At 62.9% G+C, this 23821-nt stretch carries 21 protein-coding genes; 10 read left to right on the forward strand and 11 right to left on the reverse strand.

The features are described 5' to 3' along the window. Nucleotides 1-69: 69 nt before the first annotated feature. Complete coding sequence (locus FJ960_RS07505) at nt 70-2157, forward strand: PAS domain S-box protein (protein ID WP_181166624.1); 2088 nt, start codon at nt 70-72, stop codon at nt 2155-2157. A gap of 131 nt (nt 2158-2288) precedes the next feature. On the opposite strand, the gene FJ960_RS07510 is transcribed toward FJ960_RS07505, so the two are convergent. Continuing rightward, nucleotides 2289-2696, reverse strand: a complete 408-nt coding sequence (locus FJ960_RS07510; RefSeq protein WP_140712893.1) for a hypothetical protein — start codon at nt 2694-2696, stop codon at nt 2289-2291. Between the two features lie 458 nt (nt 2697-3154). On the opposite strand from FJ960_RS07510, the gene FJ960_RS07515 reads away from it, so the two are divergent. After that, complete coding sequence (locus tag FJ960_RS07515; protein WP_140712895.1) at nt 3155-4357, forward strand: aromatic ring-hydroxylating dioxygenase subunit alpha; 1203 nt, start codon at nt 3155-3157, stop codon at nt 4355-4357. A 45-nt stretch (nt 4358-4402) separates the two neighbouring features. Here the strand turns inward: FJ960_RS07515 and FJ960_RS07520 are convergent, their stop codons facing one another. Continuing rightward, nucleotides 4403-5821 (reverse strand): aminotransferase, encoded by a 1419-nt coding sequence (locus FJ960_RS07520; RefSeq protein WP_140712897.1) that lies wholly within the window; start codon nt 5819-5821, stop codon nt 4403-4405. A gap of 266 nt (nt 5822-6087) precedes the next feature. Between FJ960_RS07520 and FJ960_RS07525 the strand changes: the two genes are divergently transcribed. From FJ960_RS07525 to FJ960_RS07535, 3 genes are read left to right on the forward strand one after another with little or no spacing between them, the layout of a single operon-like run. Then, nucleotides 6088-7005, forward strand: a complete 918-nt coding sequence (locus FJ960_RS07525; RefSeq protein WP_140712899.1) for an ABC transporter permease — start codon at nt 6088-6090, stop codon at nt 7003-7005. Then, nucleotides 7002-7823, forward strand: coding sequence for an ABC transporter permease (locus FJ960_RS07530; protein ID WP_140712901.1), 822 nt, complete (start codon nt 7002-7004; stop codon nt 7821-7823). Before FJ960_RS07525 ends, FJ960_RS07530 begins: the two co-directional genes overlap by 4 nt. Nucleotides 7824-7875: 52 nt before the next feature. Beyond that, nucleotides 7876-8949: an ABC transporter ATP-binding protein gene (locus FJ960_RS07535; RefSeq protein WP_140712903.1), complete on the forward strand. Its 1074-nt coding sequence runs from the start codon at nt 7876-7878 to the stop codon at nt 8947-8949. On the opposite strand, the gene FJ960_RS07540 is transcribed toward FJ960_RS07535, so the two are convergent. The 4 genes from FJ960_RS07540 to betI all read right to left on the reverse strand — a co-directional run bounded on the left by FJ960_RS07540 (nt 8913) and on the right by betI (nt 12414). Then, nucleotides 8913-10223 (reverse strand): flavin monoamine oxidase family protein, encoded by a 1311-nt coding sequence (locus FJ960_RS07540; protein ID WP_181166625.1) that lies wholly within the window; start codon nt 10221-10223, stop codon nt 8913-8915. The two genes, FJ960_RS07535 and FJ960_RS07540, sit on opposite strands and share 37 nt — an antisense overlap. A 43-nt stretch (nt 10224-10266) precedes the next feature. Beyond that, entirely contained in the window at nt 10267-10473 is a 207-nt protein-coding gene (locus tag FJ960_RS07545; RefSeq protein WP_246672653.1) for a hypothetical protein, read from the reverse strand. Between the two features lie 119 nt (nt 10474-10592). Continuing rightward, complete coding sequence (locus tag FJ960_RS07550; protein ID WP_140712907.1) at nt 10593-11675, reverse strand: ABC transporter substrate-binding protein; 1083 nt, start codon at nt 11673-11675, stop codon at nt 10593-10595. A gap of 25 nt (nt 11676-11700) precedes the next feature. Further along, entirely contained in the window at nt 11701-12414 is a 714-nt protein-coding gene (betI, locus tag FJ960_RS07555; protein ID WP_140712909.1) for a transcriptional regulator BetI, read from the reverse strand. Nucleotides 12415-12841: 427 nt separating this feature from the next. On the opposite strand from betI, the gene FJ960_RS07565 reads away from it, so the two are divergent. The 4 genes from FJ960_RS07565 to FJ960_RS07580 are packed head-to-tail and all read left to right on the forward strand — an operon-like array spanning nt 12842 to nt 17566. Further along, nucleotides 12842-14461 (forward strand): NAD(P)/FAD-dependent oxidoreductase, encoded by a 1620-nt coding sequence (locus tag FJ960_RS07565; RefSeq protein WP_140712911.1) that lies wholly within the window; start codon nt 12842-12844, stop codon nt 14459-14461. Further along, entirely contained in the window at nt 14448-16028 is a 1581-nt protein-coding gene (locus FJ960_RS07570) for an NAD(P)/FAD-dependent oxidoreductase (protein WP_140712913.1), read from the forward strand. Before FJ960_RS07565 ends, FJ960_RS07570 begins: the two co-directional genes overlap by 14 nt. A 51-nt stretch (nt 16029-16079) precedes the next feature. Next, on the forward strand, nt 16080-17303 hold the full coding sequence (locus FJ960_RS07575) for an aminomethyltransferase family protein (protein ID WP_140712915.1): 1224 nt from the start codon (nt 16080-16082) through the stop codon (nt 17301-17303). Nucleotides 17304-17305: 2 nt separating this feature from the next. Next, the gene (locus FJ960_RS07580; protein WP_140712917.1) at nt 17306-17566 is read left to right on the forward strand and encodes a hypothetical protein; all 261 of its coding nucleotides are present in this window, start codon (nt 17306-17308) and stop codon (nt 17564-17566) included. A gap of 6 nt (nt 17567-17572) precedes the next feature. Here FJ960_RS07580 and FJ960_RS07585 read toward each other — a convergent pair whose 3' ends face one another. From FJ960_RS07585 to FJ960_RS07600, 4 genes are all read right to left on the reverse strand, one after another. Next, entirely contained in the window at nt 17573-18631 is a 1059-nt protein-coding gene (locus FJ960_RS07585) for a dipeptidase (RefSeq protein ID WP_140509769.1), read from the reverse strand. 96 nt (nt 18632-18727) lie between these two features. Next, the gene (locus FJ960_RS07590; RefSeq protein ID WP_006200562.1) at nt 18728-19027 is read right to left on the reverse strand and encodes a GNAT family N-acetyltransferase; all 300 of its coding nucleotides are present in this window, start codon (nt 19025-19027) and stop codon (nt 18728-18730) included. A 2-nt stretch (nt 19028-19029) separates the two neighbouring features. Further along, complete coding sequence (locus FJ960_RS07595; protein WP_140712919.1) at nt 19030-19650, reverse strand: alpha/beta hydrolase; 621 nt, start codon at nt 19648-19650, stop codon at nt 19030-19032. A 4-nt stretch (nt 19651-19654) separates the two neighbouring features. Then, on the reverse strand, nt 19655-20587 hold the full coding sequence (locus tag FJ960_RS07600; RefSeq protein ID WP_140509765.1) for a VOC family protein: 933 nt from the start codon (nt 20585-20587) through the stop codon (nt 19655-19657). Nucleotides 20588-20812: 225 nt separating this feature from the next. Here FJ960_RS07600 and FJ960_RS07605 point away from each other — a divergent pair, with 225 nt between their 5' ends. Continuing rightward, the gene (locus tag FJ960_RS07605; RefSeq protein ID WP_140712921.1) at nt 20813-22357 is read left to right on the forward strand and encodes an alkaline phosphatase family protein; all 1545 of its coding nucleotides are present in this window, start codon (nt 20813-20815) and stop codon (nt 22355-22357) included. Between the two features lie 44 nt (nt 22358-22401). Here FJ960_RS07605 and FJ960_RS07610 read toward each other — a convergent pair whose 3' ends face one another. Next, a complete protein-coding gene (locus tag FJ960_RS07610; RefSeq protein WP_140509761.1) occupies nt 22402-23703 on the reverse strand; it encodes a PRC-barrel domain-containing protein in 1302 nt (433 codons plus the stop codon). Nucleotides 23704-23821 lie beyond the last annotated feature (118 nt).

Genomic DNA, 23821 nt, shown 5'->3' on the forward strand with positions numbered 1-23821 from the left:
CACAGGGTTTCCGCTCCGCAGCCGTTGCCAGCCGATCGAAGTGACGTGACTCTGGAATGACGGCTGACAATGACGGGCGAGACGGCAAGCACGGATATGCAGGGTTTCAGGCAAGGCGCGGCGATGGCGGCCGTGCGTGTCGTGCGCCGGCTGCGCGAGGCCGGCGACTGGCAGCGCGAAATGGACGGCATACTGGAAACGCTGTGCCACGCCATGGAGTGCCAGCGCGGTATCCTGTTCCGCCTGCGCGAATTGCCCGGCCAAGGTTTCGCCCAGTCGGTCGCCGCCTACTGGATCGACCCTGATTTCGGCGGCGAACTGGCCTCGCCGACCGTCATCATGCAGTCGATCGTCAATTCGGATCCGCTGTTGGAGCGGCTGGCCGAGGATGAGCGGCAGGGCAAGGTCTTCGCCGGGCACACGCGCGATCTCGAAGGGTTCCTGAGAGCCGATTTCGAAAAGCAGAACATCAAGTCCTTCCTGTCGGTATCCGTCTTCGCGCACGGCCATCTGTGGGGCACGCTCGCCGTCAATGATTGCGTCGAGGAGCGTGAATGGACCGACGAGGAAGAGGCGACGCTGCACATCATCGCGCTCGCCATCGGCGACGCCATAGAACACTCCCCCTCCGACGCCCATGCCAGCGAAGTGATCCGCCGCACCATGCTGCAGGCCTCGCTCGATGCCATCATCGTCATCGACGAGGCCGGATCGATCATCGAATTCAATCCGGCTGCGGAAAAGATGTTCGGCTTCCAGCGCAGCGATATCCTTGGCAAGGACCTGCTCGATACCGTCGTTCCGGAATACTACCGCAAGGGTTATGCCTCGGGCGCCGACTACATGTCCGGCCGCGGCGCGCCGATGGTCGGCCAGCGGCTCGAGACGGTGACGCAGAATGCCGCCGGCGAGGTCTTCCCGATCGAGCTGACGGCGACCGAGATGCGGGTCGCCGACCGCCGGCTTATCTTCGGCTCCATCCGCGACCTGCGCGAGAGGCTGCGCGCCGAGGAGGAGATCAACCGGCAGCGCGAGAAGCTGCACCAGAACGAGAAGATGGCGGCGATGGGCTCGCTGCTCGCGGGCGTTTCGCACGAGCTCAACAACCCGCTGGCGGTGGTGGTCGCGCAATCGACGCTGCTGCATGAATTCGCCTCGGACCCGCAGACCAAGGTCCGTGCCGAAAAAGTGCGCGCCGCAGCCGAGCGCTGCGGGCGCATCGTCAAGAGCTTCCTGTCGATGGTCCGCCTCCATCCGGCGGCGCAGACCGAGACCGATCTCAACCAGGTGATCCGCGCCGCTCTCGAGGTGACCGCCTACGGGGCGCGCTCGAGCGGCATCATCATCGATACCGATTTCGCACCGGGTCCCCTGCTGGCCATGGCCGACGCCGACCACGTGACGCAGGTGGCGGCCAATTTCCTCATCAACAGCCAGCATGCTCTGGCTGGCATTGCCGGCGACCGGCTAATCAAGGTACGGAGCTTCCGCAGCGACCGGGGCAATCCGGGCTTCTCGGTCGAGGACAACGGACCCGGCATTCCCGAGGCCATCCGTTCGCGCATTTTCGAATCCTATTTCACCACCAAGCCGGTCGGCGTCGGCACCGGTATCGGCCTGTCGATTTCGAAGTCCATCATCGAGCGGCACAATGGCAATGTCTGGTTCGAGGAAGTGCAGCCGAGAGGCGCGCGTTTCGTCGTCCAGTTGCCGGCTATCTCGGCGGGCATCGCCGCCGCTGGCGAAAGCCAGCCCCGATCGAGCGGCCTGCGCCATGCCCTGATCATCGATGACGAACCCGACGTCGCCGGTTCCTTGTCCGACATTCTCGAATTGATGGGCATCAAGTCGCGGATCGCGCCGGTCTGGGAATCGGGCGCCGCCACCTTGAGCGGCCACATGCCGCCGGACATCGTCTTTTCGGATCTGCGCATGCCCGGCACATCAGGCATTTCGATCTACCGCGAACTACTTGCCGAGCGGCCCGACCTGGCGCGGCGCTTCGTGCTGGTCACCGGCGACCTCATAGGCGCAAAGGCGGAAATCGAAGCCTTGCCGGCGCAGCAGCGGCCACAGATCCTCGAAAAACCGTTCAGCACGCTGGATGTGCGCAGCGTGCTTTCGACCATCGCCGAGCAGGCCGTGTCGAAAGCATAAAAAAGAGGCCCCCGGCCGACATCGCGGCGGGAGCCGAAGGGAGCGCTGGAGGACGCTCGGGGAGATCAGGGCATGATCCCCAAACGGGAACCGGTTTTCGGGATCATGCCAGGCAAATCCAGAGACAGAAATCAGAAGATGTTGGGCGTGCTGGTCAGCGGCGCGGCGTTGGCGATCATGCGGATCGCGCGGGCCTTGTGCGTTCCGGACTGCTCGGCAATGGCGCGCAGGCAATCCACGCTCTCGGCGCCCCAAGCCTGCCCCTTGCAGGCGAAATCGATCGCGGGCATCGGCAGGCGGGCGGTCGTGGTCGTGGTCGGCGCACCTTCGACGATGTTGGCGGGCGGATTCAACGAAGCGAAGGCTGGGCCGACCGTCGGCGTGAACGCCATGCCGGCGAAGGCGCAAGCAGCCAGCGCCATGAACATTGCCATGGGGTGGTCGCTGGCACGCTGGCGAAGCGCCAGCTTCGGGCGGCGGTCAGCGCGCTCTGGAGCCTGAAAGCGGTTGCTGCTGGTGATCTGGACTTTCGCATGCATCATCACCCCCTTCGTTGATTTTCTTTTTGCGATAAAGCGAATTTAATCGCGCCTTGTAACGACGGAAAGGTGACGGGAGCCCGGCAATGTAACCGGATTGAAACATTAATACGGGCAGAGACGGTCAAAATCGGTCATCGACTATTTTGATCCGGGATAGCGGGTTGCCCAGCGTGCCCCGCTGGTGGCCGACGCGAACGGCAGGGCTTTTTCTTGCCCCCCGGAATACCTTGTCGGACGGCGCGATTTGCAGCGTGACCGGCAACGGGTGGAGGTTATGGAACTCTGGCTAACACCCGGATTTTCCGGGGTTTTCAGAGATCACGGTGAAGCAGGATTCCGCTGGAACCGGGGCTGACATTTTCGCCCTGAAACCTGAGCATTTCCACAAACCATTGCATTTCAACGCAAAATATGATTATATTGAATGCATATTCAATAAAAAGAAGAGACGTTTCATGAACCCGCACCTCCGTGACGTGGCAATCCCGAACGATTGGGACCGGCGGGGATTGCCGGGCTGGAGTTACCATTCCACCGCCCTTCTCGAACTGGAGAAGGAGCATGTCTTCCGCAATCATTGGCAGATCGCCGGGCATATCTGCGACATACCCAATGCCGGCGACTACCTCACCATGGATGTCATCGGCGAGCGCGCTTTGATCGTGCGCGGCAAGGACGGCGTCGTGCGCGGCTTCAACAACATGTGCCGCCACCGCGGCAGCCGCGTCGTGGCCGACAGCCAGGGCAATTGTAAGAACGCGCTGGTCTGCCCGTTCCATGGCTGGGTCTACAATCTTGACGGTACGCTGCGCGGCGCCGCCCGCCCGCGCTCCTTCCCCGATCTCGACAAGACCGAGTTCGGCCTGATGCCGCTCGATCTCGAAATCTGGATGGGCTTCATCTTCATCCGCTTCCGCAATGGCGGGCCACAGCCTTCCGTCGCCGAGCTGTTGAAGCCGATCGAACCCGAATTCGCGCATTACAATGCAGCCGACATGGTGCCCTCCTGGGGCATCTGGACCCAGAAAACACCGGTCAACTGGAAGTCCGTGCGCGACGTCGACAATGAAGGCTATCACGTCGCCATGGCGCATCCGGCCCTGCAGGATCTCTACGGCGCCACCTATTTCGACGAGCCTTTCGTCAACGGCGTCTCGCGCTCCTTCGCCACCTACAACCCGCATGCCGGTCGTCGCTGGAGCGTCAGGAACTACGTCAAGATCGCGCCGGAGCCGACGCATCTGCCGGACCACCTCAGGAAGGCCTGGGTCTATTACGGAATCTTCCCGAACGCCGTCCTGTCGGTGATGCCGGAATCGGTGCAGTTCTATCAGGAGTTCCCGCTGTCGACGGGTGAGACGCTGCTGCGTGGCGCCATCTATCGCTACCGCGACGAAAGTCGCGAGCAGGCCGCTGCCCGCTATCTCTCCTTCCGTATCGATCGCGACACCATGTCGGAAGACGTGCAGCTTTCGGTCTGGTCGAACGAATCCATGCTGTCCGAGTCCTTCGAGGGTTTTTACTTCTCCGACCTCGAATATGGGGTGCGCACCCACCACGACCATCTGCGCAAGCAGCTTCCGGTGCTCGGCCTGGAAACAGCGCCGGAAGAAAAGGACATGTGGAACCTAAACGATGCGCTGAGATCGCGAGGGTAGCGGCGCAAGCCGCGAAACTCTCCCCCACAAGAGGAAGATTGGCTATCACCCCCGCCAGACACCCTCTTTCCTGAGGTCATCCATGGTGCGCGAAATGCCTTCGCGCAGGGTGCCGACCATGTCGTCGATCTGCTCGCGCGTGATGATGAGCGGCGGCGACATCACGCACATGTTGATCAGTGGCCGCACCAGCAGGCCAAGCTCATGGCAGTGGGCGTCGATGCGTTTTCCGACATTCTTGTCGAGTTGCAGCGGATCCTTGCTTTCGCGGTCGGCGACGCATTCGACACAACCCATCAGCCCCACGCCGCGCACCTCGCCGACCAGCGGCAGCTCTTCCAGCGTCTTCAGCTGCGCCTGGAAATAGGGGGCGACCGCCTGCGCGTGGGCAAGCACGCTTTCTTCCAGCAGGTCGAGGTTCTTCAAGGCCACCGCGCAGCCGACGGGATGGCTGGTGTAGGTCAGCCCGTGGCCGAACATTGCGTCGGGATGGTTCGAGCGGCGCAGCTCCTCCAGCAGCCGTTCCGAGATGATGACGCCGCCGAGCGGGAAATAGCCTGAGGTGACGCCCTTGGCAAACGTGATCATGTCGGGGTCGATGCCGAAGACGTCGCCGGAGGCAAAGACATGGCCAAGCCGGCCGAAGCCCGTCACCACCTCGTCGGAAACATAGAGAATGTCGTTGTCACGGCAGATCTCGCGGATGCGCTTGAGATAGCCGTCGGGCGGCACGACGACGCCGCCGGACGCCTGCACCGGTTCGCCGACGAACGCGCCTATTCTGTCGGCTCCGAGGCGCGCGACCGCGTCGCGGAACTGGTCGACGAGGAAATCGGTGAAGGCAGCGATGCTCATCCCTTGCGGACGCCGGAACGGGTCGGGCGAGGAGAGCTTGACCACCATATCGCCGGCGCCGTCCATCCAGTCGCGATCGCGCGGGCGGCCATTGAGCGAGGCCGAAAGATAGGTCGAGCCATGGTAGGCGCCGCCACGGCTCAGGATCAGCTTCTTTTCCGGCCGGCCACGTACATTGTTGTAGAACTGCATGAAGCGCAACGCCGTCTCGACCGCGGATGAGCCGCCCGTGGTGTAGAAGACATGGCTGAGGTCGCCTGGGGCATGGCCGGCGAGACGTTTGGCAAGCTCCGCCGATGGCGCGTTCATCGTGTACCAGGGCGTGTTGTAGGACAGCGCCATCGCCTGGTCGTACATCACCCTGGCGAGTTCCTCGCGACGATGGCCGACATTGACGCACCACATGCCGGCCGGGCCGTCGATGAGCCGCTTGCCGGTGTTGTCGGTGATGTAGATGCCATCGCCCTCGCCGATCAGCGCACGCGCCTCCGAACCGACGGAACCGGCATAAGGCCAGGGCTGGATGAGATGACGCTTGGCCAGCTCGACCGCATCGTCGTCGCCAGGGCCAGCCGTTTCGCCTGCCTTCAGATCTCTCACCGCCGCCATCATCGCCTCCACATCACCGAATTTTCCCGGGTATCAATCCGATTCGCTATGGCCGAAATCATCGCTCCGCTCACACGATTTTGAATGTCCGTTCAATCAACATTGCAGAAATGGCGCTTGATTTCAATCCGCGGATGCGCGCATGATGAAAGAAAGCCGGCAAGGGGAACAATAGCCGGCGCCAGCCCAATGGGATGCCGTATGGCGGGACAGTCCAGGCCAGCAACCGAGATCACAACCGGAGCCCCGCCCTCTGGTGCCCTGCAATGACGGTGGCTGCGGAAGGGTTGCCTCCGTTGCGCACGACGCGGGCCAGACGAAATGCCCTTCTGCAATCCGAGCCCGTACAGGGCTTTGCCCTGATCAGCCCGACCTTGCTCTACGCGCTCATCCTGCTGGTCCTGCCGATACTGGTGGTCATCGCCCACTCCTTCTGGACGCAGCACTACCTGACCATCGACCGCACCTTCACGCTGGAGAATTACCGCGTCGCGCTGACCGAGCCGATTTACCGCGATCTGTTATGGCGCTCGCTCTATATCTCGCTGACGGTCAGCCTGTTCACCGTCGTCCTCGCCTACCCGATCGCCTACTTCATTTCCTTCCGCGGCGGCCGTCACAAGAGCCTGTGGCTGTTCCTCATCACCATCCCGTTCTGGACCAGCTATCTCTTGCGCGTGATGTCGTGGAAGGTCATCCTGGGCTATAACGGCGTCTTGAATTCCGGCCTGATGGGTCTGGGCATCATCGACGAACCGTCGACAGCCCTGCTCTACAATTCGAGCGCCGTCATCATCACCCTTACCCATGCCTGGGCGGCCTTCGCCATTCTGCCGATCTTCGTGTCCCTGGAGAAGGTCGATCGCACGCTGGTCGAAGCGGCCACCGATCTTGGCGATGGCCCCTTGCGCTCGTTCCTGCGCGTGACCTTGCCGCTCTCGGCGCCTGGCATCATTTCCGCGGCGCTGATCGTCATGATCCCGACGGTCGGCGACTACGTCACGCCAAAGCTCGTCGGCGGCAAGGACGGCGTTATGATCGCCAACGCCATCCAGGCACAGTTCGGCAAGGCAGCCAACTGGCCGCTCGGTGCCGCACTTTCCGTCACCACCATGCTGATCGTCTCCCTGATGGCCGGCGCCACGGTGCTGATCATCCGCACTTTGCAAAGGATGGCGCGATGAGGGCGCGGCGCCTCCTGCCGGGCGGCTGGCTGTCCGCCTACGCGTTCCTCTATATTGTCTTCCTCTATCTGCCCGTCATCTTCCTGCCGATCTTCTCGATCAACACGGCGGCGACGCCGAAATTCCCGCTGACCGGCTTCACCCTGCAGTGGTACGAAGACCTGCCGCGCACACCGGCGCTGCTCGATGCCGCCTGGAACAGCCTGATCGTCGGCGTCTCGGCGGCCATCCTCTCGACCGTACTCGGCATCCTCGCCGCCCGCTCGATCACCCGCTACCGCTATCCCGGCCGCCCCGCCATCAATGGCCTGATCATGGCGCCGCTTGTGCTGCCTGAAGTGATCGTTGCCATCTCCATGCTGCTGGTGATGCTGCAGCTTGGCTTGAGCCTGTCGCTGGTCACCGTCGTGCTCGGCCACGTGCTGATCTGCATTCCCTATTCGATGACAGTGTTGACCTCCGGCTTCGAAGGTTTCGACCGCAGCCTCGAGGAAGCCTCCGCCGATCTCGGCGAGAGCGCCTTCGGCACTTTCCGGCGCGTGACGTTGCCGATGGTGGCGCCGGCGATCATTTCCAGCCTGCTGGTCTGCTTCACCATCTCTCTGGATGAATTCATCATCGCCTTCTTCCTCACCGGCACCAAGGCGACGCTGCCGATCTACATCTGGGGCCAGTTGCGTTTCGCATCGAAACTGCCCGGCGTTCTGGCGCTGGGCACGCTGCTGCTGGTCGCCTCCTTCCTGCTGATGACGATCGCTGAAATGCTGCGTCGCCGCGCGGCCAGACGCACCCAGAACGAGGGAGGCCTCTATGCCTGAGCGGCCGCGGATCGAGCGCACTCACGCGGACAGGATCCAATCCGAAAGACCGATGATTGAGATCCGCAACGTCACCCGCAGCTACGGAGCCTTCAGGGCGCTGGACGACGCCTCCTTGACCATCAGGGAAGGCGAGTTCTTCTCGCTGCTTGGTCCGTCCGGCTGCGGCAAGACCACGCTTTTGCGCATGATCGCCGGGTTCGACAATCCGACCAGAGGTTCGATCGCGGTTGGCGGCCAGTCCATGGAAGGCATCCCGGCCAACCGCCGGCCGACCAACATGGTGTTCCAGAGCTATGCGATCTTCCCGCACCTCAATGTCGAGCAGAACGTCGCCTACGGACTGAAGCGGCTGAAGCTGCGGGCCGGCGAGGAGAAGCGCCGCGTCGAGGAAGCGCTGGCGCAGGTCTCGCTCACCGGCCTCGGCAGGCGGCTTGCCACGGAGCTTTCCGGCGGCCAGCGCCAGCGCGTCGCGCTCGCCCGTGCCCTGGTGATGCGGCCCAAGGTGCTTTTGCTCGACGAGCCGCTCTCGGCGCTCGACAAGAAGCTCCGCGAGCAGATGCAGGTCGAACTGCGCCGCCTGCAGCAGGCCGTCGGCATCACCTTCGTATTGGTCACCCACGATCAGTATGAGGCGCTCGCCATGTCCGACCGCATCGCCGTGATGTTCGGCGGCAAGATCGCCCAGGTCGCCTCGCCGAAGGAGATCTACCAGCGCCCGGTCAACCGCCAAGTCGCCGACTTCCTTGGCGGCATGAACTTCGTCAAGGCCGAGATCGTCGAGGAGAACGGCGCCTCGCTGATCCTCGACACGCTGGGTTTCGGCCGCATCAAGACCGACAAGCCCAAGGCTTTCGTGCGCAACGGCGGCGGCGCCACGCTCGGCATCAGGCCTGAGCGCCTGCGCGTGCTATGGGACAATGCGACAGCCAAGTTCGAGGTCGCCGGCAAGGTGGTCGAGCGCCACTATTTCGGCGAGATCACCCATCTGATCGTCGAGATCCCCGGGCTGGAAAAGCCGCTATCGGTGACCGAGACCAACGATTTCGGTGCCGATGATATCCCAGTCGGCACCTCCATCCGCCTCGCCTACGATCCCGAAGCCCTGGTCGCGATGGCCGACTGAACGTCGACGATGATCCTGCGCGCCGCGATGCGCCCGGCCACGATCGCGCCTTCGACATAGCCCGGGAATGACGGCGACAGTTCCGACGAAGCGAAATGCACCGGCGGCGCACCGGCAAGAATGGTGCGCTCGGCATCCCTCGCCGTCACATCGACGATCAGGTCGCTATAGGCACCGCCGCTCCAGCCATCATGCGTCCAGTCGCGGCGGTTGAAATCGAGAATATCGGCAGCCTCCGAACCAAGAGCCTCCACAAGTCTCGTCGTCACCTGCGCCCGCAGGTCCGCCTGGCCGAGTTCGTGCCAGCGCAGCGCCAGCGGCCCGCCAATGAAAACGACTAGCGCCGCATGCTCGGAATCCCTGCTGGCGTCGCAGGCAAACAGCCCCGGCAGATCCCGCCACATCACCATCCCGCTCAAATTCCGTTCGCGCCAGAATGGCTTGGGATAGCGCACCAGGATCTTGATCACAGCGCCGCTTTCCCAGGCGCCGAGCGCCGTTTCCAGGGCTGCTGGCAAGGCTGGCGTAAAATCGAGCTTCGCGGCTGTCGCCGGCGGCACGGCGACCAGAACTTCGCGCGCTTCGACCACGCTATTGATCGAGACGACCCGAACCCTTGGCGGACCGTATTCGATGCGGCTCACCGGTTCACCGAGCCTCACACGGCCGCCGAGGTCCTCGGCCAGATCATCGGCCATCGACTGCATGGTCTCGCGCAGGGAATATTGCAGCTCCGGCACCTCGTTGGTGATGCGCCGGTCATTGTCGATGAGATACCACAGTGGCACCTTCTCCAATGCCAGGCACCACAGGCCTTCGATCATCGACCGGAAGGCCGCCTTGGCCTCGCCGGCGTCACCCTGCGTCTCCAGCCACCCGGCAACGGTCAATCCCGCAATGGCAGGATCGTTGGGCTCGATCCTGTTCATGCGCTCGCGGATTGCCATGGAGGCGTGATAGGTCCGCTCGGCCTGGTCGACCGACATTGACGGGTGGGTGATGAAATCACCCTCGACGTAAGTCTCGACGAATGTCTTGCCGCGAGCCCGGGCCAGTTCCATCAACTGCGGCATGTCCTCGCACAGGAATTGGCCGCCGCTGTCGATGCGCTCGCCAAGTCCATTTCGCACGGTCTCGACGCGGCCGCCGACACGATCGCGGGCCTCCACAAGCACGAAGTCGACGCCGGCGCGCTTCAATTCAATCGCGGCCGATAGGCCGGTGAAGCCGGCGCCGACGATAACGACGTCGGTTCTTTCGATCTTGTCGTTCAATAGCCAGCCTTGATTTTCTCGAACTCGTCGATCATGCGCTTCTTCAGCTCCGGCGGTACCGGCTGCTGGAACAGGGTCTTGTCGAGGAACTTGTCGAGATTGTCGTGTAGGCCGGGTGTAGCAGCGGGTCCTCATGGCCCGACCAGTCGAACACGACGAGGTCGCCGCCGCCCTCGGCGAGCGCATAAACCGCGCCGGCACCGAACGTGCAGGCAGCGGCTATGACAAGGTGGCGAAGCACGGAATTCATGGTGCGAAAAACTCCCCCATCGCGAAAGATGCCGAGAGCGAGGTTAGGCAAATTCAAGCGCTTTGGCGAGCCCATCCGCCGCTCCTGCCGGCGCACGGACGGGTCCGCCAGTCAAAGGCTTAATAGCCCGCTTTGATCTTCTCGAACTCGGCGATCATCTTGAGCTTGAGATCCGACGGCAGCGGCTGCTGGAACAGCGTCTTGTCGACGAATTTCTGCACGTCGTCATAGCCCTTTTCCTTCAGGACGGCCTGATCGACGCCGGTCATGCCCTTGGCATTGGCCTGGCCGTAGCCCCAATCCTTGACCAGCACCTTGGCGATCTCCGGATCATTGACTGCGTTGAGATAATCATAGGCCTTGTCGGTATTGCCGGGTGAGTCCTTGAACAGCACATAGCCGCAGACCCAGGTCGAGATGCCTTCCGCCGTGTCCTTCTTCGACTTGATCGGCACGCCGGCGGCGACCGACTGCACGGTCGCATCGTTCCAGGCCCAGGCGAGATCGACCTCGCCGCCGCTCAGAAGCTGGACGACGTCGGTGGTGTCGGTCCAGTAGGAGCGCACATTCTTGTGTACCTGGCGCAGGAAGTCGGAGGCCTGCTTGAACTGGTCGTCGGTCATCTTGGTCCAGTCCCTCAGGCCGATGGCGAGGCTCGCCAGCGCATAGGCATCGTCGACATTGTCGCCGATCGAGACCCGGCCCTTGAACTTCGGATCTACGAACGCTTTCAGCGACTGCACGTCCTTCTCGTCGATCTTGGAGGAATTGTAGGTAAGCTGCGTGTTGCCCCAGTCCCAGGGCATGAACCAGGCTTTTCCGTCATCGGTTGTGGCGAGATTCTTCATCGCCATGATGCCGGGATTGAGGTCCTTCCAGCCCGTGATCCTAGAGGTGTCGAGCGGCTGCAGCAGGCCAGCCTCGCGCCACTTCACCACGCTCTGCGAGCAGGGATGGCCAAGGTCGGCCTTGAAGCCGGAACGGACCTTCTCGAACGCCTCGTCCTCATCGCCGAAGAATGCGAAGGTCGGCGAATCGCCGTTCTTCTCGACGTATTTCGGGTGGAAGCCCGGGGCCTCGTAGCCGGACCAGTCGAACACGATAAGATCCTTGTCGGCGGCGATCGCCAGGGCGGCGGCGGAAGCCGCCAGTGCACCGGCCAGTGCAAGCGTCAGTGTCAGGCGTCTTGTCAGTGTCTTCATTGCTGCTCCATCCTCTGTGATTTTCTTATGATTTCGTTGGGCCGGCCCCCTTCCGTGGGTAGTGTTTCGGGAAAGCCGCCGACAGGAATTCATTGGCCGCCTGCAAGGCCGTCTCGCGGGTCGTGTCCTCGGTGCCCATCATCAACCGCAGCCACAAGCCTTCCAGCATGGCGCTCAGCGCCAGCGCCATGACCTGCGGCTCGTAGGCATAGCCGCCGTTTTGCTTGAGCGCCGTGCAGAGGTCGATGAAAATGTTCTGGTAAACGGCATCCCGCGCACTGCTCAGCGCCTGGTAGGTCGGCCGCGATTTGGCCTCGCCCCAGAAGGCGCACCAGGCGGCAAGCTTGCGCTTGTTGCAGATCGAGCGGTCGAAATCGGCCGCGACCAGCGCCTGGAGCTGGTCGGCAGGATCGTCGCCTGCCTTGTGCAGCGCATTGCGCCAATGCGCCGAGTATTCGTCATACATGTACTGCAAGGTCGCGATGAGCAGCTTTTCCTTGCTCTCGAAATGGAAATTGACGATGCCGCGCGACAGACCGGCGCCATCGGCGACATCGGCCATCGTCGTTTCCGAATAGCCGCGCTTGGCCAGCGAATCGATCGTCGCCTCGATAAGCTGAAGCTGCCTGACCTCCTTCGCGGCCTTGCGCCCGCGCTTTTCGGATTCAGCCTTCCGTACGGGTTCAAGGAGCGCGTCCCTGGCGTCTGCCGTCTTCATGCGTATGATGGTCTCCAGCATCGCCGGCTATCCCTTTGCGTCCGGCTTCAACCCGCGAAGATGAGTGGGACGGTGCTCGCCACTGTCAAGCACCTTCTGCATGGCTTCCCAGGTTCGAATGTTGTCGACACAGGCCGACCGACCACGGCGGCAACGGCCGAATAGCGATCCCTTCAACCCCATAGCGCCTCTGGGAGCGGATGGCGGTGTAGTCATACTCCGGCTCGGCCTCGGCCGTTTCGATCATCAGCCCTCGGTCCCCAATGGACGAACGCCTGTTTCGAACGCCGGCAGAGCGTAATCCATGTCTGGAAAAATGCAACATCATTTGTTGAACATTCATTCAGAATGGCTGGACAGAATGGCTGACGCCATGCCAAATTCCACGTATTCGGGGAACAGATCACGCGAAAATGAAGAGCGGGTCGCAGATGAGAACTGGGCCAAAATGAAAGCTTGGGACGCGATCATCATCGGCGGCGGACACAACGGCCTGGTCAACGCCTGTTACCTGCAGCGCGCCGGGCTCGACGTGCTGGTGGTGGAGAAGAACGACTGGGTCGGCGGTGCCGCCACCAGCCGCGAGCTGACGCCGGGCTTCCTCTATTCCAACTGCTCTTATGTCTGCTCGCTGTTCCGGCCGGAGATCATGCGTGATCTCGAGCTGCCGCGCTTCGGCCTGCAGGTGATTTCCTATGAAGGCGGCGCGGTCTTCACCCGGGATGGCGATTATCTCGCCAACTACCGCGACCACGACGCGCACCGGCGCGAATTCGCCCGCTTCTCCAAAAGGGATGCCGAGGCCTATGACCGCTACTCCCGCGACGTGACGCGACAGTGCCGTTTCATCCAGCCGCTGCTGATGCGCACGGCGCCAGATCCGACCAGCCTGCGTCCGCGCGATCTCGGCGAACTGCTCTATCTCGGCAAGAAATTCGCCGGTCTCTCCGCCGAGGAAATGGCGCTGACTCTGCGCTTCTGGACCATGTCCATCTCGGACTTCCTCGACGAATATTTCGAGACCGATGTCATCAAGTCGAACTTCGCGCTGTCCGGCATCATTGGCACGGCACTCGGGCCGATGTCGCCCGGCACGGCTTACGTCCTGCTGCACCACTATATGGGCGAGGTCGACGGTTCGGTCGGTGCCTGGGGCTATGCGCGCGGCGGCATGGGCGCGGTCACCAAGGCACTGGCCGCTTCCTTCAAGGCCTCGGGTGGAACCATCCGCACCGGCGCCGAGGTCGACCACGTGCTGGTAAACAGAGGCAAGGCGAAAGGCGTCGTTCTGGCCGGCGGCGAGGAGATTTACGGCAAGCTGGTTGTCTCCAATGCCGACGTGAAGCGCACCTTCCTGAAGCTGGTCGAGGAAAAGGAACTGCCCGACATCTTCCTGCGCCGGGTCAAGAATTTCAAGATCCGGGGCTCCTCAGGCAAGGTCAACATCGCGCTCGATTCGCTGCCGGAATTTCCCGCGCTGCCGAAGGACTCGCCAGTCTATCGCGGCGACATGCATTTCACCGATTCGATCGAGCGCATGGAGCGCGCCTATGACGACTGGAAGGCCGGCCGCTGGTCCGCCGATCCCTTCCTCGACATGGTCATCCCGACGACACTCGACCCGACCATGGCGCCGCCTGGCAAGCATTTCATGAGCTGCTTCGTGCAGTACGCGCCGCACAAGATCGCTGGTCGCGAGTGGACGGACGCCGATCGCGACGGTTTTGCCGAAAGCGTGGTCGCGCAGATCGCTGAGTATTCGCCGGGTTTTCGCGACCACATCGTCCATATGGAGGTCCGCACGCCGCGCGAGATCGAAACCGAGGTCGGCCTCACCGAGGGCAACATCTTTCAGGGCGAACTCACCTTCGACCAGCTGCTGTTCAACCGCCCGGTGCCGGGCTACGCGCAGTATCGTTCACCGCTCAGTGGGCTCTATATGTGCGGTTCCTCGACCCACCCCGGCGGCGGCGTCATGGGTGCGCCCGGACGCAATGCCGCGGCCGAAATCCTGCGCGATCTCGCAAAATCCACCTCGCATATGAGCCCGGCCCATGACGTCATCTGATGCACCAAAATGGGATGTTCTTGTCATTGGCGGCGGCCACAACGGGCTTGTCGCCGCCGCCACGCTGGCGAAGGCAGGCCGCAAGGCGCTGGTGCTGGAAGCCGGAGCCGAACTCGGCGGCGCCGCGCGCATCGAGGAATTCGCGCCCGGCTTTCGCATCTCGTCGGTCGCGCATGTGCTGAACCGGCTGCATCCCGATGTGGTGAAGACGCTGGGGCTGGAAAAACACGGGCTGCAAATCGCTCGCGCCGACTTCGCCCCGTCGGTCGCCTTGTCGAAGGATGGGCCGCCGCTTGTCCTGCATGGCGCTTATGGCGAGGTGCTGACCGGCGCCAGTCCGTCTGAACAGTCCGCCTGGAGGGAATTGCGCGCGCAACTGCTGCGCTATGCAGGCGTCCTGAAACCCTTCCTGTCGCGCCGGCCGCCCGATTTCGGCGGCATGTCGCTGTTCGAAGGCGCGGCACTTGGCCAGACCGCGCTGGCGCTGAAGAAGCTCGGCAAGGAAGACATGCGCGACTTCCTGCGCTTGCTTTTGATGAACGTCGCCGACCTGCTTGACGAGCAGCTTACCGACGACAGGCTGAAAGGCCTGCTCGCCTTCGATGCCACGCTCGGCAGCCATCTTGGCCCGCGCTCGCCGACCTCGCTGCTCGGCCTCTATTATCGTCTGGCCGGAGAGATCGGCGGTGCGGCCGGAGCGCAGATACTGCCACAGGGCGGCATGGGCGCGGTGGTCGCCACGCTCCGCGCCGCTGCCGAAAAGGCTGGCGTCACGATCCGCACGTCGGTGCCCGTCGCAAGGATCATTGTCGAGAAAGGCCGCGCCGTCGGCGTCGTCCTCGACAATAGCGAGGAGCTTCGCGCCAGGACGATCGTCTCCGCCACCAATCCGGCGACCACCTTCCTCGAGCTTGTCGGGCCGCGCGGGATCGACACCGGCTTCATGCGCAAGGTCAGAAATATCCGCATGAAGGGCAATGCCGCCAAGCTCCATTTGGCGCTCGACCGGCCGCCGCAATTTTCCGGGGTCGATGCTGCCGGCAGCAAGGGGCGGCTGGTCATTGCGCCCTCCCCAGACCATGTCGAGCGTGCCTTCAATCCATCCAAATATGGCGAGTTCTCGCCCGAGCCGGTGATGGAAATCACCTTGCCCAGCCTTGCGGACCCATCGCTGGCGCCAGGCGGCGCCTGCGTGCTGTCGGCCGTGGTGCAATATGCGCCTTATGCACTGAAGGAAGGCTGGGATGCCGGCAAGCCGAAATTCCTCGAGGCTATCATGGCTCAGTTGGAGGCCTACGCGCCTGGCATAGGCAAGACGGTGGTTCAAGCCGAACTGCTCACCCCTGCCGACATCGAGAAGCGCTTCCGCATGCCGGGCGGCCACTGGCACCATGGTGAACTGCAGGCCGATCAGATGCTGATCTCGCGACCCGTCTCCGGCCGGTCGGGCTACGACACGCCGCTCGACGGGCTGTTCCTGGCCGGTGCGGGTTCGCATCCCGGTGGTGGTGTTTCGGGTGCGCCCGGCTTGAACGCGGCACGGCACATCATCGCGATGAAAGGGTGACGGGATGTCTCAGTTGGCCAACACCGGCTTCCACTGCGAAGGAACGCTGCCATGACCAGTCAGCTCGACAACGCGGCCCGCAGCCTGGCGCAATCCCACTTCCGCACGCTGCGCATTGGCACGCTGTTCCAGCCGCGTATCGACGCGCTAGCCAAGACCCAGGACTGGTACAATTGGGCCGGCTACCGCGCGCCGCATTCGCTTTGGGACGAGGAGCTCGAATATTTCGCCATCCGCAGCCAGGCAGCACTGTTCGACATCTCGCCGATGACCAAATACCGGATCGAGGGACCGGATGCCGAAGCCTTCCTCGACCGCGTCACCTTGCGCGATGTCACCAAGCTCAGCCCCGGCCGTGTCCATTACACCGCGTGGTGTGACGACGAAGGTTTCGTCCTGGACGATGGTACGCTTTTTCGCTTGTCGCCGACACGCTTCCGACTGTGTTCGCAGGAGCGGCATCTGCCGTGGCTGCTGGACAGTGCCCTTGGCTTCGACGTCATTGTCGAGGAAGAAACCGAGGCCGCCGGGCTCGCCTTGCAGGGCCCAACCGCCTTCGCCGTGCTGCGCGATGCCGGTTTCGCCGGTGTCGACAAGCTGAAAATATTCGACCTTGCCGAGTTCCCGCATGACGGCGGCACGGTCACCATCTCGCGCACCGGCTTTACCGGCGATCTCGGCTACGAGCTGTTCGTGCCGGTCGACAAGGCGCTCAGCCTGTGGGACCGGTTGATGGCCGCGGGCGAACTTCGCGGCATCCGCGCCATCGGCTACACCGCGCTTAATCGGACTAGGCTCGAAGCCGGGCTGATCGTCGCCAATGCCGATTTCACCACCGCCGAACACGCCATTCGCGCCGACCGCCGGCGCATGCCCGACGAGGTCGGGCTCGGCTTCATGATCGATCTGGAAAAAGGCCATTTCAACGGCCGTCGTGCCATCCTCAAAGCGAGGGCGAAACGCAAGCTGCGCCATGTCCTGGTCGGGCTGGAGATCGAGGGCAACATCCCGGCCGAACACGCGATCGTCTACCACAAGAAGTCAAAGGACGTCGGCCTGGTCAGCGCCGCCATGTGGTCGCCAACGGCCAAGCGCAACATCGCCATCGCCTCGCTGGCGCGGCCGTATGGTGATACTGTCGTGGAGGACCTCTGGGTCGAGATCTACGCCATGCGCGAGCTGCAGTACCAGAAGCTGATGAAACGGGCCAAGGTCGTGGCGCGGCCTTTCATAAAGCTCGACCGCCGCACCGCCAACCCGCCATCGGATTTCTGACCATGACCGAGGAAGCGGGCAAGCACCAGGAAGAAGGCGAGGCCGCCGAGCAGTGGGAGCTGGTCAACACGCCGCTCGGCGAGAAATGGTCCGGCCGCACGCGCTATGCCGCCGCCATGTTCTTCTACAAGCAGGGCGAGATGAGCGCCGAGACGCTCGAAGTCTACCGCATCTGCGCGCGGTTGGATGCGGAAAACCCCTTGCCGATCATTCGCGATCGTGGTGTCGGCAAGAACTGGCTGAAGCGCATGGGCTTCGAATAAACCACTCTAACCTATCGTTCTTTCCAGCATGCTCAGCCAGTTGCGGTAGGCGATCTTTTCGATCAGCGCGCGGCCGAAACCGCGTGCCGCCAGCGCATCGATGAGTTTCGGCAGGCCAGCGACGTCGCCGATGACGGCCGGGATCATGGCACCGTCGAAATCCGAGCCGAGGCCGACGCCGTCCTCGCCCAAAGCCTGCAGCAGGGAATCGATATGGCGCACCATGATGTCGAGGCTGGTGTCGGCATTCATGCGGCCGTCCTCGCGCAGGAAGCCGGTGGCGAAGTTGAGGCCGACCATGCCGCCGGACTCGCGGATCGCTCCGAGCTGCCAGTCCGTCAGATTGCGCGAATGGCCGCAGATCGCGTGCACGTTGGAGTGGGTGGCGACCAGCGGCGCATCGCTAAGTGCTGCAACATCGCGGAAGCCCTTCTCGTTGAGATGCGAGAGGTCGATCATGATCTTCAGTTCATTGCAGGCCTTGACCAGCGCCTTGCCGGCATCGGTCAGGCCAGGTCCGGTGTCGGGCGAGGACGGAAAGCGGAACGGCACGCCATTACCGAACGCGTTCGGCCGACTCCAGACGATGCCGAGCGAACGCAGGCCCGCGGCATGCAGAACGTCGAGCATGGTGAGTTCGGGATCGATCGCCTCGACGCCCTCGATGTGGAACACCGCGGCAATCGTGCCTTGTGCCATGGCGTTGCGCACGTCGCCGGCACTGCGGCAGATCGCCAATGCGCCGGCGCGCTCAAGCCGGAACAGGATGGACGCCATGGCGATCGTCGAGTTGAGCGCATCGGCGCGTGGAACCTCGGGCGGCAGCGGCTCGCTGTCGCTCGGCGCCGAAGGCACGGCGCTGCGCCGCGCTTTCTCGACCGGCGGCGGGAAGATGGCGAACATGCCGCCGGCGAATCCGCCGGCCCTCGCACGCGGCAGGTCGATATGGCCGCCCGATTTCCCGTCGATGAACAGCTTTTCGACGTCGCTGTCCTTGGACTGATAGAGCCTCAGCAGCGTGTCGTTATGGCCGTCGAAGACGGGGACGAGGTCGGAATCTGTCATAGGGGGTCATTCGGTTCGTTCATCGGCGCGGGAGCGATATATCATACCCACTTAGGCAAGATGTGCTACCCGCGCAAATGACAAAGCCTGTCCGACCTATTGCTTCAGCACGTCGGCCCATTCCGGATGGCGGCGGAACTGGGCGTTGGCGAACGGGCAGAGCGGGATGATCTTCTTGCCCGCTGCCCGCGCGTCCTCGACGGCGCGGGTGACGAGCCGAAGCCCGGCGCCCTGGCCGCGAAAGGCGTCCGGTACTTCGGTGTGGTCGATGATGAGCTGGTGCTCGCCGATCTTGGTGAAGGTCATCTCGGCCTCGGCGCCGCCGGGGCCGCGCAGGAAGTAGCGACCCTTGGATCCGCGATCTTCAAGTTCGATCTCTGGCAGTTGATCGGGCATCTCTACACTCCTTGGACGACACCGGCAAAAAGCCGCCGCGCCGCCTCGATTTCGTTTGGCCGCACCTCGTGCCCGCCTTCGTGCCACTCCACTGTGACATCGGCGCCATCGGCACGCAAATAGGCTTCCAGCCGCGCCGTCAGGTTCGGCGGGCAGATCGGATCGCGCCTGCCGGCGGTCACCAGGATTTGACGGCCGGCAAGGCTGCCTTTCACCTCCGGTTCGAACGGGATCAGCGGATGCATCAGCACCGAAGCGTCGAACAGGTCAGGGGCTTCGAACACCAGCGAGGCCAGGATGTTGGCGCCGTTGGAATAGCCGAGGCCCAGCACGGCCGACGGCGTCGCAGCCTCGACATGGGCCTTGACGAATTCAGCCATCTTGCCCGTCGCCCGCGCCAGGTCGTCCATGTCGTAGACGCCCTCGCCGGTGCGGCGGAAGAAACGCGCCGCGCCTTGTTCGGAAACATCGCCGCGCGGCGAGATGATGGTGGCCTGGGGCGCGAGATCACGCCCCAGCGAAACAAGCTGGCTCTCGTCGCCGCCCGTGCCATGGAAGACGAAGAGCAGCGAACCGCCCGGCGGACCGGGCAGCACCTTGTGGATGAAAGCGTCCTTGCTCATCGTCTCAGCCCTCCAGCTTCTGCAGATGCTGTTCGAGATAGGGCCGCAGGTGCTGATGCTGGGTGGGCAGCTTCAGTGCCTCGCCGAGATGGGCGGTGTCCTCATCACGGTCGAAGCCCGGCTCGTTCGTGGCGACTTCGAACAGCACGCCGCCAGGGGTGCGGAAATAGATCGCCCAGAAATAGTCGCGGTCGATCACCGGCGTCACGCCATAGCCCGTATCCATCAGCGCTTTGCGCACTTCGAGCTGCTTGGCGCGGTTCTCGACGGAGAAGGCGACATGATGGACGGAGCCCGCGCCGAGATCGGCGAAAGGAGCAGTCGGCAGCGATTCGATGTCGACGATATCGGCGCCGTTGCCGTTCCTGATGGCGAGCCGCCTGACATTGCCTGACTTGTCGACCTCCTCGTAGCCCATGAACTTCAATAGCTCCTCGGTGGCGCCTCCATCCTTCAGCCTGAGCGAAACCGAGTGAAAGCCGCGGATCGCCTCGTCCGCGGCAATGCCGCCTTTCACCCAGGGCGCTCTGCTGTCGGCCTTGTCCTCGACGAGGGCAAAGCCATCGCCGTCCGGGCCGGCAAATCCGAGCCGCTTCTCGCCAAAGCTGTCCTCGCGGGCGACATTGGTTACGCCTTCGTCGGTGAAGCGTTTTTCCCAATAGGCGAGCGTGCCTTCCGGCACGGAGTAGACCGTGGTGCCGACTTCGCCGACGCCATGGCGGCCTTTGCCAATATTGGGAAACGGGAAATAGGTCATCACCGAACCCGGCGTTCCGACCTCGTCGGCATAGTAGAGATGGTAGACGTCGGGCGCATCGAAATTGACCGTCTTCTTGACCCGGCGCAGGCCAAGCTTGTGGGTGAAGAAATCATTGTTCTGCCGTGCATCCCTGGCCATCGAGGTGACGTGATGCAGGCCCTTGATCTGGTCGAGCATGGTCTTTGCTCCTTCCCTTGGTGCTTGTGCGGCCTCGCCGCTGTCCACGCCAATATGAGGACGCGATCGATTGTGGCAAAGGCGGCAAACACAGAATGGACTGTGCTTCAAAAGTGAACAATGAGAGGCCCTTGTTCACCATCCAGCCAACAGCCTTGGTCTTGCGCGGTTGATGGAAATCGGTTCCATGTGCGCATTCGAATATACTGGGAAGGGGTAGCGCAAGTGACTGGAAAAGGCAGGCGGCCGAATGTCCTCCTCATCACTTGCGACCAGTGGCGCGGTGATTGCCTGTCGGCTGCCGGCCATGCCCAGGTGAAGACACCGAATGCCGATGCGCTGGCCGCCGAAGGTGTGCTGTTCAAGCGCCATTACGGCGGTGCGGCTCCGTGCTCGCCCGCGCGTGCCTGCCTCTACACGGGCCTCTACCAGATGAACAACCGTGTCTGTCGCAACGGCACACCGCTCGATGCCCGCCACGGCAATATTGCGCTTGCCGCGCGCAGCGTCGGTTACGATCCAACCTTGTTCGGCTATACCGATGTGTCGCTCGATCCGCGCCAGCTTGCACCGGCCGATCCGCGGTTGCACAGCTACGAAGGCGTGCTGCCCGGCTTCACTGTGCGCCAATTGCTGCCCGAACATCAGAAGCAGTGGTTGTCCTGGCTGAAGCAGCAGGGCATCGATGCCAGCGCTGGAAGTCCTGGTATCCATCGTCCCGTTGGCGAGGCGGACGGCGCGGTGACTGAGGCGCCACCCATCTACTCGAAGGATCAGACCCCAACGGCCTTCCTCGCCGGCGAATTCATCCGCTGGCTGAGCGAGCAAGAGGAAGCCACGCCATGGTTTGCGCATCTTTCCTTTATCAGCCCGCATCCGCCTTTCATCGCGCCGGAACCGTACAACATCCAATACGATCCGGCGGACGGCCCCGCTTTTCACCGCGCGGAAAGCTGGCGTGCCGAATCTCAGGGCCACCCCTACATCGCCTATGATCTTGGCCGGCAAGAACGCGCGAAGTTCCGCCCCGGCGCCACGGGCAAGGTACACGACTGGAGCGAGGACGATTTCCGCCGTATCCGGGCAATCTATTACGGCATGATCTCGGAGCTCGACGCACAGCTCGGCCGCCTATGGCAAGCGCTGAAGACCGAAGGCGCGTGGGACAACACCATCATCGTGCTCACCTCCGACCACGCCGAAATGATGGGCGACCATTTCATGCTGGGCAAGGGCGGCTATTTCGACGGCAGCTACCATATCCCGCTGATCATCCGCGATCCGCGCCACCGTAAGGCCGCCGCCAGCAAGATCGATCGTTTCACCGAAGCGGTGGACATTTTGCCTACGCTCATCGACCTGCTCGGCGTGGCTCCCGAGCCGCATCTTGACGGGTGCTCGCTGAAACCCTTCTTGAGCGGTGGAACTCCAGCCGTTTGGCGCGACGCCGCGCACTGGGAGTTCGACTTCCGCTCGGTCGCGGACGGTGAAGCCGAACAGCACTTCGGTATTACCTCGCGCCAGTGCAACCTCGCTGTCATCCGCACACAGAAATTCAAATACGTGCATTTTGGCGGCGGCTTGCCGCCCCTGCTTTTCGACATGGAGGCCGACCCTGGCGAACTGAAGAACCTCGCCAGCAGTCCGGCACACCGTTCCACCCGACTGGAATTCGCCGAAAGGCTGCTTGCCTGGCGGGCCGAACATCTCGACCAGTCGCTTGCACTCTGGGAACTGACGGAAAACGGGGTGGCTGGATATGCTAGGTAGCAAGCAGGGCGGTAAGGGATTTCCCCTACCGCCCGCATCCTTGCCTACCGGACGACGAGGCGCTGCTCGTCGCGCTTCTGGGCGTAGGAGCCCTTGTCGTAGGCCGCTTGCTTCTCAAGCTGCTCCTTGGTGAAGGTCGTATAAAGGTACTTCTTGCCGTTCTTGTCGGTCATGAACTTCAAATTATCCATGCCGACCGCGACCTCCTTCGAGCCGATGCCGAGGAAGCCGCCGACATCGACGATCACGGCATCGGTTTTCTTGTCGGGCGTCAGCACGACATCGCCGATCTCGCCGACCTTGGCGTCGTTGGCGCCATAGACCGTCGTACCCTTCAGATCGTCACCCCTGATCTCGCCAATCGGCATCTCCGTCAGCTTGGACTTGTCGATAGCCGCGGTCTTTGTCTGGTCGGGAGCCGTGGCGTCAGCCGGCGCAGCCGCCGTCTTGGCCGCCGGAGCGGCAGCGGGAGCTGTCGCGGCGGAAGGCGCCGTCGCGGGCGCAATTGCCGCCGGCGCGTTCGATGCCGTGGTGGCCGGCGCCGGATCATAGGCCTTGCGGTTAAAGTCCGGCTGCGCCTGCAGCTCTTCCTTGGTGGTCTGCGCCACCAGCCAGCGGTCGCCATTCTTCTGTGCCCACTGCGCCTTGGCGAAATCATAAGCGACGTTCTTTTCGCCCATGCCGAGGAAGCCGCCCACGCCAATAATCAGCGACTGCGCCTTGCCTTCCTTGGTCAGTACGATGTCGTTCACGTCACCGATCTTCTGGGCGTCATCGCCTGTGCCATTGTAGACATTCTCGCCGATTATGTTTGTGGCCAGGTTGCCATCAGCCTGTTTCACCGGTTGCGCGTTCGCCTCTGCGGGCTTCTGTGCGGTGTCGGTAGACGTGGCCGGTGCCTGGGCAGTCGTCGGTGCGGCCGGGGCCGGCGCATAAGCTTTGCTGTCGAACTCCGGATGCGCCTTCAGCTCGTCCTTGGTTGTCTGGGCCACGAGCCAGCGGTCGCCGTTCTTCTCGGCCCATTGCAGCTTGTCATAGTCGAAGGCGACGTTCTTGGTTCCGACGCCAAGGAAGCCGCCCACGCCGATGACGACGGATTTCGCCATGCCGTCCTTGTCAAAGACGACGTCAGTGACCTTGCCGATATTCTCGGCATTGTCACCAGTGCCGTTATACACGGTTTCGCCGATGATATTGGTGACGATGCTGCCTTCCGCCCGGATCACTGGCGCTGCCGGCTCCTGGGCGGCCGGTGGATTCGCGGGGGCTGGGGTTGCGTTTTGCGCGAAGGCACCGGTTGCAACCATTGTTGCAAGGGCGGTGGTCGCTAAAAGGGTGCGGATCATGATAATCTCTCCTCGTGCCTGATTTCGTGCACGCCGCAGCCGGTTGAACCATCGCTGGGAAATCGGTCGCGGCATCTCTACAGGTTCACAACGTCGTGACCATGCTGTTGTTCCGACA

It is taken from the genome of Mesorhizobium sp. B2-3-11 (assembly GCF_006442215.1).
Lineage (GTDB): Bacteria > Pseudomonadota > Alphaproteobacteria > Rhizobiales > Rhizobiaceae > Mesorhizobium > Mesorhizobium salmacidum.